The sequence below is a fragment of the Pseudomonas nunensis genome, assembly GCF_024296925.1.
Lineage (GTDB): Bacteria > Pseudomonadota > Gammaproteobacteria > Pseudomonadales > Pseudomonadaceae > Aquipseudomonas > Aquipseudomonas nunensis.
The window spans coordinates 5,084,236-5,103,575 of record NZ_CP101125.1; the positions used below are offsets into that span (position 1 = coordinate 5,084,236).

The window sequence follows — 19,340 nt, forward strand, 5'->3', positions numbered from 1 at the left end:
TCTGACCATGACCCGCTCATTACGCATCCTCTACATCGCCCTATTCCTGGTGACGCTGTTGGTCCTGGGCCTGTGGTCTACGCGCAGCTTCTTGGGCTTCAGCACCAGCGCTGAAACCACGGTGCTGAATGGCCGTTGGACCAAAGCCGTGGAGACGCATTACGACGCCGAGTTCCCGATCAAGCGCCTGGGCACCAACCTCTGGGCCGCGCTGGATTTCAAACTGTTCAACGAAGGTCGTCCGGGCGTCGTGCTCGGTCGCGATCAGTGGTTGTACAGCGATGAAGAATTCAACCCGATCGTCAACGAAGAGCTGAACCTGCAAGGCAACTACGCGCTGGTCGAAGGCGTGCGCCAGGAACTGAAAGCCAAAGGCGTGAAACTGGTCATGGCCATCGTGCCGGCCAAGACTCGCCTGTACCCGGAACACCTGGGCGAAGTGAAGCCTTCGAGCATTCACGCCAACCTCTATGAAGACTTCCACGCTCGTGTGGCAGCCGACAAGATCCTCGCCCCCGACCTGTACGGCCCGATGCTGAAAGCCAAGCTGGACGGTCAGCAAGTGTTCCTGCGCACCGACACTCACTGGACTCCGGAAGGCGCGCAAATCGCCGCCGAAACCCTGGCCAAGACCATTGCCGAGAAAACCCCGCTCAGCGGCGAACCGCAAAACTTCGTCACTGCCCCAGCGGAAAAAGTCACCCACAAAGGCGACCTGCGACTGTTCCTGCCGCTGGACCCGCTGTTCGAAAACATGATGCCGGCCACCGAGCCGCTGCAGAAGCGCAACACCGTGGCGGCTGATGACCAGCCTGCCGCTGACGACGCGCTGTTCGCCAACAACGAAGTGCCGGTGGCCCTGATCGGCACCAGCTACAGCGCCAACCCGAACTGGAACTTCGTCGGTGCGCTGAAACAAGCGCTGAAAAGCGACGTGGTCAATTACGCCGAAGACGGCCACGGCCCGATTCTGCCGATGCTCAGCTACCTGAAAAGCGATGCTTTCAAGAACAGCCCGCCACAAGTGCTGATCTGGGAGTTTCCTGAACGTTATCTGCCTGTGAACAACGAAATCGGTGACGCCGACCCGCAGTGGGTCGCAGAGCTCAAAGAAGCTGGCGTGCGCCAACAAAACGTAGCCGCAAACACTAAATCCGAGACGCCCGACCGGGCGCAAAACTGAAAGAGAGAGGTACTACCATGACTTTCACTACTACTCCTCGCCGTCTCGCCGCTCGCTCCTTAAAAGCAGTCGCACTCGTTGCAGGCATGAGCGTGTTGTCGATGTCCGCCTTCGCTGGCGACGCCGCACTCTATGGCCCGACCGCACCGAAAGGCTCGTCCTTCGTACGGATCTACAACGCCGGTAATGCTGAAGTCAGCGCCACCGTCGGCACCACCAACCTGAGCGATGTTGCGCCACTGGCCAGCAGCGACTTCAGCTTCATGCCGGGCGGCGACTACAGCGCCAAGGTCGGCAGCCAGACCCTGCCGGTCAAACTCGCCGGCGACCACTATTACACCCTGGTCAACAACGCCAGCGGCGCGCCACAACTGATCGAAGAGCCGCCGTTCAAGAACAAGCAGAAGTCCCTGGTTCGCGTACAGAACCTGAGCGACAAGGCCCTGACCCTGAAAACCGCCGATGGCAAGACCGAAGTGGTTCCGTCGGTAGCGGCCAAGGGTCGTGGCGAGCGTGAAATCAACCCGGTGAAAGTCAGCCTAGCCCTGTATGACGGCGCGACCAAAGTCGGCGACGTGAAACCGGTTGCCCTGGAACGCGGCGAAGCGGCCGTGCTGTACGTCACCGGCAAAGGCAGCAGCCTGTCGCCAGTGTGGGTGAAACGTCCGGTTTCGACGCGCTAATAATTTTTCTGGATTGACCCGTTTCCATGTGGGAGCGGGCTTGCTCGCGAAAGCGGTCTGACATCCACCCATGATGTCGACTGATACACCGCCTTCGCGAGCAAGCCCGCTCCCACAGTGGACCGAGGTGTCATCCGGATACGGAACAAGAACAAGAGTGAAACGACAGAACGCAGTAGCTCTAACCAATCGATTTTAAGGAGTAACAACATGATTCCGGTAATCTTGTCAGGTGGTAGCGGCTCACGTCTTTGGCCGCTTTCGCGCAAACAGTTTCCTAAACAGTTCCTGGCCTTGACCGGCGAACACACCCTGTTCCAGCAAACCCTGGAACGCCTGGTGTTCGAAGGCATGGACTCCCCGATCGTGGTCTGCAACAAGGACCACCGCTTCATCGTCAACGAGCAACTGAACAATCGTAAGCTCGAAGTTCAGCGCATCCTGATGGAACCGTTCGGCCGCAACACCGCGCCGGCCGTGGCCCTGACCGCGATGATGCTGGTCAATGAAGGTCGCGACGAGTTGATGCTGGTGCTGCCAGCCGACCACGTCCTCGAAGACCAGAAAGCCCTGCAACGCGCGTTGGCCCTGGCCACCGTTGCGGCCGAAAACGGCGAGATGGTGCTGTTCGGCGTACCGGCCACCAAACCGGAAACCGGCTACGGCTACATCAAGTCGACCAATGACTCGCTGCTGCCTGAAGGCGTCAGCCGTGTTTCGCACTTCGTCGAAAAACCTGACGTCAAGCGCGCCACCGAATACGTCGAGTCCGGCGGTTATTTCTGGAACAGCGGCATGTTCCTGTTCCGCGCCAGCCGCTTCCTCGAAGAACTGAAAAAGCACGATCCGGACATCTACGACACCTGCCTGCTGACCCTTGAGCGCAGCGAGCAAGATGCCGACACCATCACCTTCGACGAAGCCACTTTCGCCTGCTGCCCGGACAATTCCATCGACTACGCCGTGATGGAAAAAACCCAGCGCGCCTGCGTCGTACCGTTGACCGCTGGCTGGAGCGATGTCGGTTGCTGGGCGTCGTTGTGGGAAGTGAATGAAAAAGACGCCAACGGCAACGTGTCCAAAGGCGACGTGGTCATCCAGGACAGCAGAAACTGCATGATCCACGGCAACGGCAAACTGGTGTCGGTGATTGGCCTGGAAAACATCGTGGTCGTCGAAACCAAGGACGCCATGATGATCGCCCACAAGGACTCGGTCCAAGGCGTGAAACAGATGGTCAACACCCTCAACGAACAGGGCCGCAGCGAAACCCAGAACCACTGCGAAGTCTATCGTCCGTGGGGTTCCTACGACTCGGTGGACATGGGCGGCCGCTTCCAGGTCAAGCACATCTCGGTCAAGCCGGGCGCGTGCCTGTCGCTGCAAATGCACCACCACCGCGCCGAACACTGGATCGTGGTCAGCGGCACGGCTGAAGTGACCTGCGACGAGAACGTGTTCCTGCTTTGCGAAAACCAGTCGACCTACATCCCGATCGCCTCGGTCCACCGTCTGCGCAACCCGGGCAAGATTCCACTCGAGATCATCGAAGTGCAATCGGGCAGCTACCTGGGTGAAGACGATATCGAGCGCTTCGAAGATATCTACGGTCGCTCGACCCCGATCGAACGCGGCGTGTCGGTGAAAACCATCGCGCAGTGATTGATCTGTAAAACAAGAAGCCCCCGTCCAGCCCGCTGCGTTTTCCCTATCCGCAGCGGGTTGGGCGGGGGCTTTTTTTTGTCCAGATTTTCGCTGCCTGACAGGGCCCCTTCGCGAGCAAGCTCGCTCCCACAGGTGACCGCGTTTCAATGTGGGAGCGAGCCTGCTCGCGAAGAGGCCCGACGAACCGCTGAAAATTAATCCCCATCGCCAACCGCACCCACGCTTAGGTAGGATGACCCTCTCCCCTCCCGAGGTTGTGCGACATGTTCATCGGCGTCCTGCTGGTCATTACCTGGCTGATCCTGTTGCTGCGCTACCCGGCCAAAGCCTTGCCGGTCTCCGTGGCTGCCGCCATCGGTCTGGGCCTGGTCGCCACGTGGGTAATCTGGCTGGACAACCGCGAGGTCAAGCAACTGGCGCGCCTTGAATTGCGCATCACCTACGCGCCGGAACAGTGCCCGGCGGATCGCCCGTTGCAGTTGACGATGAACAACGGCAACGACGTGCCGCTCACCGAATTGCGCTGGCGCATCGCCGCTTACGCGCCCGGCGACACAGTCAACCTGGCCGACAATCAATACGCCGCCCCGCGTTATCGTGGCCCTGGCGAATTGCAGGCTGGCGCCAATTGGGAAGATTGCTTGCCGCTGCCACCACTGCGTCCCGGTTATCGCCCGCAAACGCTGGAGTTTCGCGCCGAGCGTTTGCAGGGTAGTTTCTCCGACTGATCCCCCACTTCTTATTGCACAAGGACCGCGCCATGCCCGTTGCGTTGATTACCGGTTGTTCCAGCGGCATCGGCCGCGCCCTGGCGGATGTGTTCAAAACCGCCGGTTACGAAGTCTGGGCCAGCGCCCGCAAAGCGGAAGACGTGGCCGTTCTGGCGGCTGCCGGTTTCACGGCGGTGCAACTGGACGTCAACGATGGCGCCGCACTCCAGCAGTTGGGCGAGCGCATCAACCAGCAACATGGCGGCCTCGACGTGCTGATCAACAACGCCGGTTATGGCGCCATGGGACCGCTGCTCGATGGCGGCGTGCCGGCGATGCAACGCCAGTTCGAAACCAATGTGTTCTCGATTGTCGGCGTCACCCAGGCGTTGTTCCCGGTATTGCGCCGGGCCAAGGGGCTGGTAGTGAACATCGGCAGTGTTTCGGGGGTGCTGGTCACGCCGTTCGCTGGCGCCTACTGCGCCTCGAAAGCCGCGGTGCATGCCTTGAGCGATGCGCTGCGCATGGAACTGGCACCGTTCGGCATCCGCGTGATGGAAGTCCAGCCTGGCGCCATCAACACCAGTTTTGCCAAGAACGCCGGGCATGAAGCCGAACAATTGATCACCGAACAATCGCCGTGGTTTCCATTGCGCGAGGGTATTCGAGCACGGGCAAAGGCGTCACAGGACAAACCAACCCCCGCCAGCGAATTTGCCGCCGATTTGCTCAAGGCTGTACAGCAGAGCAAACCGCCGCGCCTGCTGCGTCTGGGTAATGGCAGCCGGGCGTTGCCACTGCTGGCAACGTTGCTGCCCAAGGGGTTGCTGGAGTCGACCTTGATGAAGCGGTTCGGGTTGCGTGGGCAGCTCTGAGACCGAGTCGAGGCCTTCGCGGGCAAGCCTCGCTCCTACAGGGCGGAATGCATCCCAAATGTAGGAGCGAGGCTTGCCCGCGAAGAGGCCAGAACAACCACCACAAAACCTCAACCCCACCCCTTCATGAAATCAATAAACGCCCGCACCTTCAGCGGCAGATGCCGGGTGTCCGGGTACAACGCATACACCCCCTGCTGCGTGAATCGATGATCCGCCAACAAGCGCTGTAATCGCCCCGCCTCCAGATCTTCCTGAATCAGCCACTGCGGCAGAATCGCCACGCCCTGGCCGGACAACGCAAAGGCCCGCAGCGTCGCCGAGTTGTCGGCGACTATCGCGGTTTTCCCCGGTTTCGGCTGGTACAGATGCTCGACTCCGGCCGGGTCGTTCACCGTCAGTTCAGGCACTCGCCCATGCCCCAACGTCGGCAACGACTCCAATGCCGCCAGCGTATCGACCGTCCCGAAACGCTCGACCAACCCCGGCGCCGCCACCGCAAAAATATCGAACGTCGACAACTGCACCGCTCGCAGGTTGGAATCAAGCATCCGGCCCAATCGGATCGCCACGTCGAAACGCTCGGAAATCAGATCGGCGTGGGTCGAGGAGGTGGATAAATGGATGTTCAACTGCGGATGCTGCTCACGAAACACACCCAGCGCGGGCACCACCTGAGCCAAGGCAAACTCCACCGTGGTGGTAATCCGCAGCGTGCCCTTGAGCTGTGAATGTTCGGAACGGGCTTCCTCGATGGCCAGTTGGGCCTCGTCCAGGGTGCGCAAGCAGCGCCGATAAAAACGCTCGCCGGCATCGGTCAACGCCAATTGCCGGGTGCTGCGAGTCAGCAAAGTCACGCCCAGTTCTTCCTCCAGGCGCTTGAGGTTGAAACTCACCACCGCGCGGGTTTGCCCCAACGTCTCGGCCGCTGCGGTCAACGACCCGGCCTCGACCACGGCTTTGAAGGTGTCAAAACGGTCCAGGCTGACCATGCTCGCGGCACTCCTTTGTCAAAATAATTTTGACAAACTAGCAGGCAAACCAGCGTTTTCCTAACGCCGCAAGCGCCCTACCCTGCACGTCTTATTACAGGGAAAGTGCCCATGGCCTATCGCTCGAAAGTCGCGCTGGTGTATTTGCTGGGGTTCGCCCTCGACTTGCTGAACATGTTCGTGGCCACCATCGCCTACCCCGACATTGCCCGGGAATTAGACGCTTCGGTGACCGAACTGGCGTGGATCAGCAACGCCTACATGCTCGGGCTGACGCTGATCATTCCGATGAGCGTGTGGCTGGCGGCGCGGCTCGGTGAGCGGCGGTTGATCCTCGGTTCGCTGCTGGTGTTCGGGATCGCTTCGGCATTGGTGGCGCAGGCAGGATCGATTGAAAGCCTGATCGGCTGGCGATTGCTGCAAGGGCTCGGTGGCGGGTTGCTGCTGCCGGTCGGCCAAGCGTTGGCCTATCGACAGTTGCCTCCGGCCCAGCGTGCGCATTTCACCGGTGTGGTGTTGCTGGTGGCGCTGATGGTGCCAGCGCTGTCACCGGCGGCCGGCGGATTGATCGTCGAGGAGTTGTCCTGGCGCTGGATTTTCTACCTGAATGTGCCGGTGGCGTTACTCGCAGTGAGCCTCGGCATGCTTTGGCTGAAACCTGATCAAGCCTCGAGCGAACGCCCGACCCTCGATGCTCGCGGCTTACTCCTCGCAGTTTCGGGCCTTAGTCTGATGTTGATTGCCTTGAGCCTGTTGAGCGAGCCCGACACTCGCGCATTCGGTCTGCTTGGCCTGGTCCTCAGCGCCGCGGTCACGGCGTTGTACGTGCGCGACGGCTGGCGAAAACCCGCTGCGATCCTCGACCTGCAACTGATCAAAAATCCGTCACTGCGCCTGGCGATGCTGATCTACCTGTGTGTACCCGGCATTTTTACCGGCACCAACCTGATTGCCGTGTTGTACCTGCACGGCCTCGGTTTCGGCGCGGCGCAAACCGGTGCGTTGATGTTGCCGTGGGCGGCGGGCTCGGGGGTGGCGATCATGCTGGGCAAACGCACTTTCAACCGCATAGGCCCCAAGCCCTTGCTGATCGCAGGCATGGTCTTGCAATGCCTTGGTATTGTGTTGCTGATGCGGATCGAACCGCCTGCCGGCTCGCTACTGATCATTGCCTACGCCGTGATGGGCCTGGGCGGCAGCTTGTGTAGCATCACCGCGCAGACCTTGGCGTTTGTCGGCATAGCGCCTGAAAAAATGGGTCACTCCAGCGCGCTGTGGAATATCAATCGCCAGCTCGGCTTCTGCCTCGGCGCCGCGCTGTTGAGCTCGTTGCTCGGCGCGTTGGGCACCGATGGTTTCAACTACTGCTTTCTCGCCGCCGCGCTGATCACTTTAGTGCCGATAGCCGCTGTCCTGCGCCACGACTCGACGAAAGTGCTCGCCCTGCTAACCTCACCTCTCATTCAGGAAAAATCCGTATGACTGACTACACCGACTACTTTGACGAAGTGATCCAGGCCCACATTGTGATCGAACAATGGTTTGCCGTGGAAGAAGACGAAGCCGCACTGGAGCGATTACTGGAACGTTTTTCAACGCAGTTTTCCATGGTCTCACCGTTGGGCCGAGTGCTCGATCTGGAGGCACTGCGTGCGTTGTTTCGGATGGCGGGCGGGAAGAAGACCGGGTTCAAAATCGAACTCAGCGAGCTGTGTGGAATTGCCCTGCACGAACGCGGCGCGACGGTGAGTTATCGCGAGCAACAGACCGATGCGACAGGGTTGCACTCGGATCGACGGTCGACGGCAGTGTTTGAAAAACTCGAATCCGGGCGGGTGGTTTGGCGGCATTTGCAGGAGACGTTTTACCAAGGCTGACGCAACCGCCAGCGCCCGTGCATCCATGGCTCATTGCCTGGTTGTTGTCTGAGGCAATACCCGTAGAATGCGCGCACTCAATCGCATGGAAGCGCTGGCACATTGGAGCAAGGAACGGCTGAAATTCACCCTCCGCCCTTCTCCTGAAAATCCAGGCTCCCTCCTTTGCGCAATTGCACCTCAGGGAACTGTCATTGAAATTCAATAATGTGCTGCCATTGGCAATTGTCGCCTTGCTTGTTGGCTGTGATGCTTTGTCACCGGACGAGAAGCTGAACAAAGAGCTGCCCAACTTAAGTATCCAGGAGCTATTGCCCAAGCCCGTTGCCAACCAATACTGCAAGCCAGGCATGGACAGCGAACTTCTGTATGGCTTAGGCAGCATGCAATACGATGAAGACGAACGTCTTTATGGCATAGGACGTGTGCTGATCGAAAGCAAGGAACTGCAAATGGCCAAGAACTGTATGATCATGGCCGCCCCGGAGTACACCCGAAGTCTTTGCTTTCTGGCAGGTATGGTTGGCAGTAGGCCAAGTCCGGAAAACAATCGCGAAGCTTTCAATTACCTGGCTTACGCGGCATCAAAAAATGAGTCCTGCGCAGAATCGGGTCTGTCCGACGTCTACATCGTCGGCAAGTTGGACCAGGAACAGGACAAGACTTTGGGCATGCGCTGGTTGGAACGCGCCGCACGGCATGGCGACTTCGATTCACGACAAGATTTGATCAGTTTGAGCAGCGAGCAGGGCAATATGCCCGTCGCCTATGCTTGGGCGAGAATTCAGGATGACGCAGAAAAGATCGCCACACTAAAAATAAATATGAATCCCGGACAAATCGCTGAAGGCGATCGGCACTACAACCAACTGCTCAGCCAAATCACCAGCCAGGAAGTCTTGAAACAGGCGCATCGCAAAGAACAAATCGCGCTGCATTCGGCGGACGTTTACATCAATCATCCAGAGGCGTTCGAGGGCATGTCCCCCGTGGAGCGTCGTGCCCTCATGGCCAGTGTTGTGGATACATTGAGCCTCTACCCGGACTTCACCAAACGCCAGCAACTTTACGCTTACGTGCTGATCGCCAGACGCACGCAATCCACTGGCCCAGCTGTGGATCTATGGCAGAACCCGGCAGTGCGTGCGGTGCTGAACGATAAAAATATGAACATCGATGAAGTTGTGGCCAAGGCCTTGGCTATCTTGGCCAAGAATAGTAAATAACACAGGAACCTGGATCGTCGGCGGTGTTTGAAAAACTCGAATCCGGGCGGGTGGTTTGGCGGCATTTGCAGGAAACGCTCTGTCAGGGTTGACACCATACCTTTGTGGCGAGGGAGCTTGCTCCCGTTCGACTGCGAAGCAATCGACAAAGCTAAATACGCGGAGTGCCTGACAGAATCGGGATAACGGTTTTGGGGCTGCTACGCAGCCCAGCGGGAGCAAGCTCCCTCGCCACAGGGGTTATTCGCCGCCCTCTTGTTTCACCACGACCGTGCAGGTAATCCCCGCCGCCAACAGCACGCCCTCTGGCACTTCATCAATATGAATCCTGACCGGGACACGCTGGGCCAGGCGCACCCAGTTGAACGTCGGGTTCACATCGGCAATCAGCTCACGGCTCTCCGGGTTATCCCGGTCGTAAATCCCGCGCGAAATGCTCTCGACATGCCCCTTGAGCACCTCGCCGCTCATCAATTGCATATCAGCCTTATCGCCTACGCGAACGTGAGGCAATTTGGTTTCTTCGAAGAAGCCATAGACCCAGAACGAGTTCATATCGACCACGGCCATTTTCGCTTCGCCGATACGCGCGTAGTCGCCGCGATGGACGTTGAGGTTGGTGACGTAGCCGTCCACGGCGGCGCGGACTTCGGTGCGTTTGAGGTTGAGTTCGGCGGCTTCCAGTTGCGCTTGTGCGTGCTGGTAATCAGCCAGCGCCGAGTCGGCGATGTTACTGGCGTCGTCGCGGTTTTCCTTGGAGATCACCAGTGCGTCCATGTCGGCGCGACGATGGGCGTTGACCTTGCGCATCTCCCACGTGGCCTTGCGCGACGCCACCAGCGATTGCGCCTGTTTGACCGCGATGCGGTAGTGCTCGGGGTCAATCTGCATCAGCAAATCGCCCTTCTTCACCAACTGGTTGTCGCGCACCGGCACGGCGACCACTTCGCCGGTGACGTCGGCGGCGACGTTGATGATGTCGGCGCGCACGCGACCGTCGCGGGTCCACGGCGTGTCCATGTAATGCACCCACAGGGTCCGGCCGATCCATATCGCGAGGGCCAGTACCAGCAGGGTCGCGAGCAGGCTGAAAAGCTTTTTCATCAGTACATTCTCAACGGTAAACCGTCAGCGCCAGGGCGCCGAACAGACAGGTAAACAGACTCAGGCGCAGCAGCGCCGGGTGCCAGAAGAAGCGATACAGATCGAACCCGGACAAGAATCGGTCGAGCGCCCAGGCCAGCGCGGCGGCGATGAAAAACATCAGCGTCATGGTCGGCATGTACACGCCGTGGAAGGCGATTTCACGCGGCATGTGAAAGTCCTTTGGCGGTATTTTTCAAATAGCCGGAAAGCGGTGATTGCGGATCGAGCAACGAGGTGCGGATGAAGTGCAGATAGCTCTTCACCCGACGCAATGCCGAGGTATCGAAGTGCGGAGCGAACGGTTCATCGGTGGCTTGCACGCGACTGATCGCATGATCGACCGCGATCAAACTGCGCTCCAGATTGCTCTGGCTCGGTTGCAAAAACAGCCGCACCAGCGAGCGTCCCATTACGCGAATTGCCTGACGCCACGGCTGGGATTCGGCATACGCCGGATGCACCGGCAGAATCGCCTGTTCCTTGCGCAACTCGATGATCGCGTGGCCGACTTCCAGCACCACGAACATCCAGCGCAACAAGTCCCGCTGCACCTGTGGCGAACCTACCGCCAAGCCATAGGCCTGGTGCAGCAGATCGCGGGTGCGGCTTTCGAAACTGGAACCCAAGCCCTTGAGCTTGCCGCTGATCGCGTACACCACCTGCTCGCGCAAATCCTGCTCCAGCCGACGCCACAGCCAGCGGCTGTTCGGCGGCAGGATGATCGCGCCGGCGGCGGCGCACACCAGCATGCCGAGAACCATGGCGATGTAGTCGTTGATAAAGGTGTAGGGGTTGTAGACCGTGAGGTTGTCCGGCACCGAACCGGTGCTGAAGAAGATCAGCAAGCCGAGGCCGACCCCGGCGTATTGCGGGCGTGAAGTGAGGAACGACCCGAGCACGATCACCGGCGCGAGCATCACGCACAGCAACGGAAAACCATCGATCCACGGGAAGATGAAAAACATCTCGACGAAGCCGATCAGCGCCCCGAGCAGCGTGCCGCAAGCCATCTGGAACGCCATGCGTTTCGGGTTCGGTGTCGCCGCCGAAAGGCCCACGGTGGCGGCGGCAATCAACGTCATCGTCGCCCCGCTCGGCCACGCGGTAGCGACCCAATAACTGCCGAGCACCACCAGGATAAACGTCGCGCGAATCCCCGACGCCGCCGACGCCATCCAGTTGGTTTGCGGGGTGAACGGCTCGTCCCATTGCTCCCGCGCGTGACTGTGATCGGCCAGGGACGCGTGGGTCTGTGCATAACTGTGCAGGTCGTCGACGAAGCGATAGAGCAGCTCGTACGCGGTGTGGAAATCCAGTTGCTCGGCGTCGCTCGGCTCGCTCTCCTGGAAGGTCGCGCGCAGGCTGCGCACCCGCGCCGGCAAGCCTTCCTTGTAAGCGCTCAGCGCCGTGACCAGCCGCGCGGCATCGGCATTGGTCAGTGCCCGACCGCTGAAGCCGTCGAGCAATTCGGCGAGGTCCTGCAAACCCGGTTTGATCGCCGCCACCACGTGGTCCGCCTCACTGCTGCGCAAGCGTTCGAGCAATTGGTGCAAGGCGTTGAAGCGCGTGGTGATGCTCATGAATTCGCTGTTCAAGCGACTGAGGCGACCGTTGCGCCGACGCATGTGCGGGTCTTCGAAAACCGTCACGCTGCGCAAGCCTTCAAGGCCCACCGCTTCGGCGATGAAGCGCACGTTGCTCGCTTCAAAAGCCTCGCGTTTGCTGCGACCGCGCAAGCCGTCAGTGACGAACAACGCGAACACGCCGAAGCGCTGATACAAGGCGTTGCGCATCGCGGCGCTGGCGGTTTGCGGCAGGATCGCGGCGCTGATCAGGGTCGAGCAAATAATCCCCAAGGAGATTTCCAGCACCCGCCAGACCGCCGCCATGAATGCGCCGTCCGGATGCGCCAATGCTGGCAAACCGACCATCGCGGCGGTGTAGCCGGCGAGCACAAAACCGTAGGCGCGGAAGTTGCGATAACGCGCTGCGCCGGCGGTGCACAGGCCAACCCAAATCGCCAATGAGCCGAGGAACAGTTCCGTGTTCTGCGCAAACAAGGCGATCAGCAACACCATCACCGCCGACCCGGCGAGGGTGCCGAGGAAGCGATAAAAACTCTTGGCCAGCACATGGCCGCTTTGCGGCTGCATGACGATGAACACCGTGATCATCGCCGTGCGCGGTTGCGGCAATTCCAGACGCATGGCCAGCCACAGGGTCAGGAACGCCGCGAGCAGCACTTTGAAAATGTAGACCCAGGTCACGCCATCGCTGCGTGCCCAGTCGTAGAAGCCACGGCGCCATTCGAGGGAATACAGCCAGCGCAGCGGTGCGGGCAAGGGGGTCATCGAGTCCTGCTCATTGATATTTCAGTCGGGCCGGGACCCTGTGGGAGCGGGCTTGCTCGCGAAAGCGGAGTGTCAGGTGACATCAGCATCGACTGACACACCGCATTCGCGAGCAAGCCCGCTCCCACAGGTGTTGTGTTCAATTCGAGAGGCTCTTAAGCAGGTCCGGGGTTTTCGGGGCCTGGGTCTGACTGTCTTTCGGCACATCACTACCCGCACCAAGTCCACCACCCAACGCCGTCACCAATTCCGCATGCGCACTCAACCGCGCCGCCTGCACCTGCTGCTGAACCTGTTGCTGTTTGAACAGCAACGTCTGGGCATTGAGCACATTGAGGTAATCCGTGAGCCCGCGCTGATAGGCGATCATCGCGATGTCGTAGGTCTTCTGCGCCGTGGCCACCGACTCGGCGGCGAAGGTTTGCTGCTTGTCCATCGACTCGCGGCGGATCAATTGGTCGGAGATGTTCTTCAGCGCATTGACCAGGGTCTGGTTGTACTTCGCTACCGCGATGTCATACCCGGCAGACGCTTCACCCAGTTCCGAACGCAAACGTCCACCGTCGAAAATCGGCAGCGAGATCGCCGGGCCGACGCTGTAGTTGAGTTTCTTGCCGGTCAAAAACTCCAGCGCGCCGCCGCCCGTGGCCATGTAGCCGAGGCTGCCGACCAGATCGACGTTGGGGTAGAAACCAGCGTGCGCCACATCGATGCCTCGGGCCTGGGCCGCGACTTGCCAGCGACTGGCGACTACGTCCGGGCGTTGGCCGAGCAATTGCGCGGGCAGTGACGACGGCAATTTCAGTACGGCGCCCAATGACAACGTTGGCCGCTGCAACTGCGCGCCCTCGCCCGGACCTTTGCCGGCAAGGGCCGCGAGTTGATTGCGGCTCAGGGCGATTTCTTCGTCCAGGGCGTCGATCTGCCGATGGGTTTCCGGCAGCGGCGTTTCGGCCTGGCTGACTTCGAAATGCGTGCCGATCCCGCCGTTCAAACGTTTTTGCGCGAGGTCGAGGATCTGCTGTTGCTGTTTCAACGTCGCGGCGACGATGTCCCGTTGCGCGTAATGCAACGAGAGTTCGATGTAGGCGCGCACGATGTTGTTCTGCAATTCGAGCTGCGCCAGCCGTGCTTCGGCGGCGGTCATGTGCGCCATGTCGACGGCGCGCTCGGTGGCGTTGCTTTCGCGACCCCAGAGGTCGAGGGCATAGCTGAAGCCCAGCGAGGCGTTGTTGTCCCAAGTCGTGGTGTTGGACAGTTCGCCGGGGCCGTAGAACTGATCGGTGGGCCAGTTGTGGCGCTTGAGGCTCGATTCGCCATTGATCTGCAACGACTCGGCAGATTCGGCGATGCCGGCCATGGATTTGGCCTGGCGCACCCGGGCGGCAGCCATGGCCATGGTCGGGCTGCCTTGCACGGCGAGGTCGATCCAGCGATTCAGTTGTGGGTCGCCATAGGCCTGCCACCATTGCGCGGTGGGCCAGTAAGCGTCCTGTGCAGCGTTCTGGATGGCTTCGTCGGTGGCCAGCGAATCAGCCTCCAGCGCCTTGCCCTGCGGGGCAATACCTCCGGTACCGATGCAGCCGCTGATTGCCAGGGTTAAAGCCAAAACACTGAGCGTCTTGAGCGCTCTGTTGATGCGACGCGGCACTGCTGCAAATTCCTGAAATAGGGAGATGGCCCCTGTAGGAGCTGTCGAGTGAAACGAGGCTGCGATCTTTTGATTCTGTTTGTAAAAGCAAGATCAAAAGATCGCAGCCTCGTTTCACTCGACAGCTCCTACAGAGGTGGGCGCAATTCTAGGGGGCGACCCGAACGGCGATAAGCTGGGATTCCTGTGAATCTTTGTTACCGTTAGCGCGATAATCCCTTGGTCGGGGTCTCCGCCCCGGTAACTTCGTGTCACAATTTGCCATCGAACCCGAGAGCACCTCATGGACACCTTGCAAAACATGCGCGCCTTCAGTTACGTGGCCCAGGCCGGCAGCTTTACCGCCGCCGCCGTGCAACTGGACACCACCACGGCCAACGTCTCGCGCGCGGTCTCCACCCTGGAAGCCCACCTGCAAACCCGCCTGCTCAACCGCACGACCCGCCGCATCGCCCTGACCGAAGCCGGCAAACGCTACCTGTTGCGCTGCGAGCAGATCCTGGCCTACGTCGAAGAAGCCGAAGCCGAGGCCAGCGACGCCCACGCCCGCCCCGCCGGGCAGTTGAAAGTGCACACCATGACCGGCATCGGCCAGCACTTCGTGATCGATGCGATCGCCCGCTATCGCAAGACCCACCCGGACGTGACCTTCGACCTGACCATGGCCAACCGCGTCCCGGACCTGCTGGACGAGGGCTACGACGTGTCCATCGTGCTCGCCAGCGAACTGGCGGACTCGGGCTTCGTATCCCAGCGGTTGGGCATCACCTACAGCATCGTTTGCGCCTCGCCGGCCTATGTAAAAGCCAACGGCTGTGCGCAAAAGCCCAGCGACCTGCTCAACCACGCCTGCCTGCGCCTGGTGAGCCCGGTGATCCCGTTGGAGAAGTGGACGTTCGACGGCCCGGAAGGCCAGGAAATGGTCACCATTAACAGCTCACCGTTTCTGGTGAACTCCGCCGACGCGATGAAAACCGCGATCACCAGCGGCATGGGTGTGGGCGTGTTGCCGGTGTACGCGGCGATTGAAGGGCTGCGCAACGGCACGCTGGTGCGGATGATGCCGAACTACCGCTCGCAGGAACTGAATCTGTACGCGATCTACCCGTCGCGGCAGTACCTGGATGCGAAGATCAAGACGTGGGTCGAGTACTTGCGCGGGTCGTTGCCGGAGATTCTGGCGGCGCATCAGGCGGAATTGACGGCGTATGAATTGAGCGGAAGTCTGGCCGGCGCGCGACTGGCGAATTGAGCTACGGACGGTCCTACAAACTGCGGATTTCATCGGACGTTTCCGACGTGTTTTGACGGTTGTTGTGTGGGAAGGGAAGTGGATAGGCTTTGGGGGTCACTGACGCATCAGTGACCGGGTCTGGAAAACCCGAATCGATACCTCACCTCAGCACATGGCATACTGCGGCGCTTTTTTCCGCCAGCAATGTTATGGCGGCTGTGCGCGGGAGACCTTCGGGTCTACCGGGTTTTTGGTGAGGTTTGACCGGTTTTTCCAGTCCGCGCACGGCTGCCACCCTTCGTCTGGAAAACGAAAGTGGCAGCTCCATAACCTCACGATGGAGTAGCACCTTTATGTTCAAGCCAACACCGAATCCTCCGCACACTCCCAGCCACCTATTCCAGGTCGTCCCAGAAGCCACCACCGAAGCCCTGATGGTCTACGCCAGCGAATCCCTCGCCTCGGCCAGCGTCATGGCCAGTGACTTCGCCGGATTCGTCGACGGCACCCACCGCAACACCCTGCTCGGCATCCAGCAAGTCATCATGCTGGCCGAACTCTCGGTGAACCGGGTGCTGGACACCATCGACCCGCAAGACTGACCAACACCATCGCTCCCACAGGGGATAGCTGTTATTCACAAGTGTTGTGTTCGCTGAAGAACCCTTGTGGGAGCGGGCTTGCTCGCGAAAGCGGTGTGTCAGGTACATCAATGTTGAATATCAGACCGCATTCGCGAGCAAGCCCGCTCCCACAGGAGATTCGTGTACACCCGGGACCTCGCATAAATCCCAAAAAGAATGTTAGCGTGCTTGGCATTCACCACTGCCCGCCGAGTCGCTTCCCATGAAAAAAACCGTCCTCGCCTTCAGCCGTGTCACCCCCGAAATGGTCGAGCGCCTGAAACAAGATTTCGACGTGATCGTGCCGAACCCGAAAAACGGCGACATCAACGCCCAGTTCAACGAAGCCCTGCCCCACGCCCATGGCTTGATTGGCGTCGGTCGCAAACTCGGCCGTGAGCAACTGGAGAACGCCGCCAAGCTGGAAGTGGTTTCCAGCGTTTCGGTGGGCTACGACAACTATGACGTCGCCTACTTCAATGAACGCGGGATCATGCTGACCAACACCCCGGATGTGCTCACCGAAAGCACCGCCGACCTGGCCTTCGCCCTATTGATGAGCAGCGCCCGCCGGGTCGCCGAACTGGACGCCTGGACCAAGGCTGGCCAGTGGCAGGCGACCGTCGGCGCGCCGTTGTTTGGCTGCGATGTGCACGGCAAGACCCTGGGCATCGTCGGCATGGGCAACATCGGCGCGGCCATTGCCCGTCGTGGTCGGCTGGGTTTCAATATGCCGGTGATCTACAGCGGCAACAGCCGCAAGACTGAAATTGAACAAGAGCTCGGCGCGCAGTTCCGCAGCCTCGACCAACTGTTGGCCGAAGCTGATTTCGTTTGCCTGGTGGTGCCGCTCAGTGAGAAAACCAAACACCTGATCAGCCATCGCGAACTGGCGTTGATGAAGTCGAGCGCTATCTTGGTGAACATCGCGCGCGGCCCGGTGGTGGACGAGCCAGCGCTGATCGAGGCGCTGCAGAACAACCGGATTCGTGGCGCCGGCCTGGATGTCTACGAGAAAGAACCGCTGGCCGAGTCGCCACTGTTCCAACTGAAAAACGCCGTGACCCTGCCGCACATCGGCTCGGCTACCGATGAAACCCGCGAAGCGATGGCCAATCGCGCCTTGGCCAACTTGCGCAGCGCCTTGCTCGGTGAACGCCCGCAGGATTTGGTGAACCCACAAGTCTGGAAAGGCTGATTAATAAAAACGGGCAGGTGTATGAAACAGCTGCCCGTTTTTTATTAACGCTGACAACTTCAAGTTAGATACACACCTTGAAAACCAGTGCATCACCAAAAACTGGGTACCCACTATAAACTCCGCGCCATTCTCGACTATCACGAGTTCTGGCTACGGAGAGCATTTACATTGAACAACCTGAGCACTGACCAACTCATCAGATACAGCAAAGTCTTGCTGATGGCGTCCTTCAGTTTTTTTGGACTGTTAGTAATGATCAGCAACTTCACCGACTACCCTTCAAACTATGAATATGTCGGTCATATTCTGAGCATGGACACCACCCGAGAGAACCACCAAATAAGCTATCGTGCAATTACATCGCCGATACTCCACCACCGTATTTACTGGATCATCATTACGCTGGAAGTGGTCTACACCTTGTATTGCCTGATGGGCACTTATCAACTGCTCAAACATAGAAATGCTTCAGCCGAAACATTCCACGAGGCTAAAAAACTTTCTATCGTCGGCTTGTTGGTAGCCCTGTTTATTTATTACGTCTGCGTGCAAGTGGTCGGCGTCGAGTGGTTCGACATGGATGAATCGCCAACGTGGAATGCCAAGGACTGGGCGCGGCATGTTGTCGATTTCATTGTGCCTTTGTTGATTTTCCTGGCCCTGAAGACCGAGCGCTGACGGCGCCAGCGCTCAAGCTTCAAATCGGCTCAGGCCAGTTTACCGCTGCCCTGCACCAGCGCTGCCTTGGGCTTGCGGAACACCAATACGTTACCCAGCATCACCAGCACCAGGCCCACCAGCGCCGGCGCAGTCCATTGGTAACCTTCGGCGAAGGCCGAGACGTTCAGTGCCACCACCGGGAACAACACCGTGCAATACGCCGCGCGCTCCGGGCCCATGCGCCCGACCAGGGTCAGGTAGGCGGTAAAGCCGATCACTGAACCGGGAATGACCAGGTACATCAGCGAGCCGAGGTAGCGGGCGTTCCATTCGATGTCGAACGGGATGCCTTTGACCAGGCACCACACCGACAGCATCGCCGCGCCGTAGGCCATGCCCCAGGCGTTGGTGGTCAGCGGTTTGAGCCCGGCCTTCTGTTGCAGGCTCGACAGCATGTTGCCGGCCGAGAAACACAGGGTCCCGAGCAAGGCCAAACCCAAACCGAGCAATGTTTCAGGGCTCGCTGTGTGACCGGCAAGTTCCGGCCAGAACAACAAGCCAAGCCCCGACAGGCCAAGCGCGCCGCCCATCAACACATTGCGCGCGATTTTCTGACCGAAGAACACCCGCGCATTCAGGGCGTTCCACAGCGTGGCGGTGGAAAACACCACGGCGACCAGACCGCTGGGGATCCATTGGCTGGCGGTCAGGAAGCACATGAAGTTGACGCAGAACAGGCACAAGCCCTGGGCCAGGCAGATCAGATGCCCGCGACGGTTCATCACTTGCAGGCGACGGCTGAGCAGCAGCATCACGAACAGCACCAGCGCGGCTAGGCCGAAGCGATAGACAATCGACACCGGAATGGCCACCACGCCCAGTTGCCATTTCAAGGCAATCCAGGTGGTGCCCCAGATGAGCACGGTTAGTAAATACAACGACAGGTTCATGGCAACAACTCCTGGATGGGGCAATGCGGCGCGCTTTGTGGCAAGAAGGCTTTTGTGGCGAGGGGGCTTGCCCCCGTTGGGCTGCGAAGCGGCCCCCAAAAATTTCGGCATCCGTTGCGAATCTTGTGAGCGCTTCGCACTCAAGCGGGGGCAAGCCCCCTCGCCACAAAAGCTCGCTCGCCACAAAAGTGCCTTAGCCACAGGAACCGTGCTCGCCAGCACTGCCTGATTAGGAATCCAGTGTCCTGCGCCGGCGTCGGGTGCACTTGCATAAACTTGCGCTTTTGTCGGCCGACGGGCTGGCAGGCCAAGG

Annotated in this window: 18 protein-coding genes and 1 pseudogene; 13 read left to right on the top strand and 6 right to left on the bottom strand. The window is 59.8% G+C overall.

The features are described 5' to 3' along the window. Positions 1 to 7: 7 nt before the first annotated feature. The 5 genes from NK667_RS22380 (at position 8) to NK667_RS22400 (ending at position 5,116) form a co-directional block, all read left to right on the top strand. A complete protein-coding gene (locus tag NK667_RS22380) occupies positions 8 to 1,183 on the top strand; it encodes an alginate O-acetyltransferase (protein ID WP_054616079.1) in 1,176 nt (391 codons plus the stop codon). 17 nt (positions 1,184 to 1,200) lie between these two features. Beyond that, a complete protein-coding gene (locus tag NK667_RS22385; protein ID WP_054616080.1) occupies positions 1,201 to 1,866 on the top strand; it encodes an alginate O-acetyltransferase AlgF in 666 nt (221 codons plus the stop codon). A 210-nt stretch (positions 1,867 to 2,076) separates the two neighbouring features. Continuing rightward, entirely contained in the window at positions 2,077 to 3,528 is a 1,452-nt protein-coding gene (locus NK667_RS22390) for a mannose-1-phosphate guanylyltransferase/mannose-6-phosphate isomerase (RefSeq protein ID WP_054616081.1), read from the top strand. Positions 3,529 to 3,794: 266 nt separating this feature from the next. After that, positions 3,795 to 4,259: a hypothetical protein gene (locus NK667_RS22395; protein WP_054616082.1), complete on the top strand. Its 465-nt coding sequence runs from the start codon at positions 3,795 to 3,797 to the stop codon at positions 4,257 to 4,259. A 32-nt stretch (positions 4,260 to 4,291) separates the two neighbouring features. After that, positions 4,292 to 5,116 carry an SDR family oxidoreductase gene (locus NK667_RS22400; protein WP_054616083.1) on the top strand — a complete coding sequence of 275 codons (825 nt, stop codon included), beginning with the start codon at positions 4,292 to 4,294 and terminating at the stop codon, positions 5,114 to 5,116. A 110-nt stretch (positions 5,117 to 5,226) separates the two neighbouring features. Here NK667_RS22400 and NK667_RS22405 read toward each other — a convergent pair whose 3' ends face one another. Then, on the bottom strand, positions 5,227 to 6,108 hold the full coding sequence (locus NK667_RS22405; protein ID WP_054616084.1) for a LysR family transcriptional regulator: 882 nt from the start codon (positions 6,106 to 6,108) through the stop codon (positions 5,227 to 5,229). Positions 6,109 to 6,219: 111 nt separating this feature from the next. Between NK667_RS22405 and NK667_RS22410 the strand changes: the two genes are divergently transcribed. The 3 genes from NK667_RS22410 to NK667_RS22420 all read left to right on the top strand — a co-directional run bounded on the left by NK667_RS22410 (position 6,220) and on the right by NK667_RS22420 (position 9,211). Beyond that, entirely contained in the window at positions 6,220 to 7,590 is a 1,371-nt protein-coding gene (locus tag NK667_RS22410; protein WP_054616085.1) for an MFS transporter, read from the top strand. Continuing rightward, positions 7,587 to 7,985 carry a hypothetical protein gene (locus NK667_RS22415; protein ID WP_054049750.1) on the top strand — a complete coding sequence of 133 codons (399 nt, stop codon included), beginning with the start codon at positions 7,587 to 7,589 and terminating at the stop codon, positions 7,983 to 7,985. Before NK667_RS22410 ends, NK667_RS22415 begins: the two co-directional genes overlap by 4 nt. Positions 7,986 to 8,179: 194 nt before the next feature. Beyond that, a complete protein-coding gene (locus NK667_RS22420; protein WP_054616086.1) occupies positions 8,180 to 9,211 on the top strand; it encodes a hypothetical protein in 1,032 nt (343 codons plus the stop codon). Positions 9,212 to 9,451: 240 nt separating this feature from the next. Here the strand turns inward: NK667_RS22420 and NK667_RS22425 are convergent, their stop codons facing one another. Genes NK667_RS22425 through NK667_RS22435 form a run of 3 tightly spaced genes read right to left on the bottom strand, consistent with a single transcriptional unit; the run spans position 9,452 to position 12,708 of the window. Continuing rightward, positions 9,452 to 10,315 carry an efflux RND transporter periplasmic adaptor subunit gene (locus NK667_RS22425; protein WP_054049753.1) on the bottom strand — a complete coding sequence of 288 codons (864 nt, stop codon included), beginning with the start codon at positions 10,313 to 10,315 and terminating at the stop codon, positions 9,452 to 9,454. A 10-nt stretch (positions 10,316 to 10,325) separates the two neighbouring features. Beyond that, the gene (locus tag NK667_RS22430) at positions 10,326 to 10,526 is read right to left on the bottom strand and encodes a DUF1656 domain-containing protein (protein WP_007896379.1); all 201 of its coding nucleotides are present in this window, start codon (positions 10,524 to 10,526) and stop codon (positions 10,326 to 10,328) included. Continuing rightward, on the bottom strand, positions 10,516 to 12,708 hold the full coding sequence (locus tag NK667_RS22435) for an FUSC family protein (RefSeq protein WP_054616087.1): 2,193 nt from the start codon (positions 12,706 to 12,708) through the stop codon (positions 10,516 to 10,518). Before NK667_RS22435 ends, NK667_RS22430 begins: the two co-directional genes overlap by 11 nt. Positions 12,709 to 12,721: 13 nt before the next feature. On the opposite strand from NK667_RS22435, the pseudogene NK667_RS22440 reads away from it, so the two are divergent. Further along, a pseudogene (locus tag NK667_RS22440) lies at positions 12,722 to 12,841 on the top strand (metal ABC transporter ATP-binding protein); the annotation flags it as partial. A 6-nt stretch (positions 12,842 to 12,847) separates the two neighbouring features. On the opposite strand, the gene NK667_RS22445 reads toward NK667_RS22440, so the two are convergent. Next, on the bottom strand, positions 12,848 to 14,359 hold the full coding sequence (locus NK667_RS22445; protein WP_054616088.1) for an efflux transporter outer membrane subunit: 1,512 nt from the start codon (positions 14,357 to 14,359) through the stop codon (positions 12,848 to 12,850). Between the two features lie 283 nt (positions 14,360 to 14,642). Here NK667_RS22445 and NK667_RS22450 point away from each other — a divergent pair, with 283 nt between their 5' ends. The 4 genes from NK667_RS22450 (at position 14,643) to NK667_RS22465 (ending at position 18,095) form a co-directional block, all read left to right on the top strand. Beyond that, positions 14,643 to 15,611 (top strand): LysR family transcriptional regulator, encoded by a 969-nt coding sequence (locus tag NK667_RS22450; protein WP_054049759.1) that lies wholly within the window; start codon positions 14,643 to 14,645, stop codon positions 15,609 to 15,611. 335 nt (positions 15,612 to 15,946) lie between these two features. After that, positions 15,947 to 16,195: a DUF6124 family protein gene (locus NK667_RS22455; protein ID WP_054049760.1), complete on the top strand. Its 249-nt coding sequence runs from the start codon at positions 15,947 to 15,949 to the stop codon at positions 16,193 to 16,195. Between the two features lie 244 nt (positions 16,196 to 16,439). Beyond that, the gene (locus NK667_RS22460) at positions 16,440 to 17,414 is read left to right on the top strand and encodes a 2-hydroxyacid dehydrogenase (protein WP_054616089.1); all 975 of its coding nucleotides are present in this window, start codon (positions 16,440 to 16,442) and stop codon (positions 17,412 to 17,414) included. Between the two features lie 171 nt (positions 17,415 to 17,585). Then, on the top strand, positions 17,586 to 18,095 hold the full coding sequence (locus tag NK667_RS22465; protein ID WP_054616305.1) for a DUF2165 family protein: 510 nt from the start codon (positions 17,586 to 17,588) through the stop codon (positions 18,093 to 18,095). Positions 18,096 to 18,124: 29 nt separating this feature from the next. Here the strand turns inward: NK667_RS22465 and NK667_RS22470 are convergent, their stop codons facing one another. Beyond that, positions 18,125 to 19,027, bottom strand: coding sequence for a DMT family transporter (locus NK667_RS22470; protein WP_054049763.1), 903 nt, complete (start codon positions 19,025 to 19,027; stop codon positions 18,125 to 18,127). Between the last annotated feature and the right edge of the window lie 313 nt (positions 19,028 to 19,340).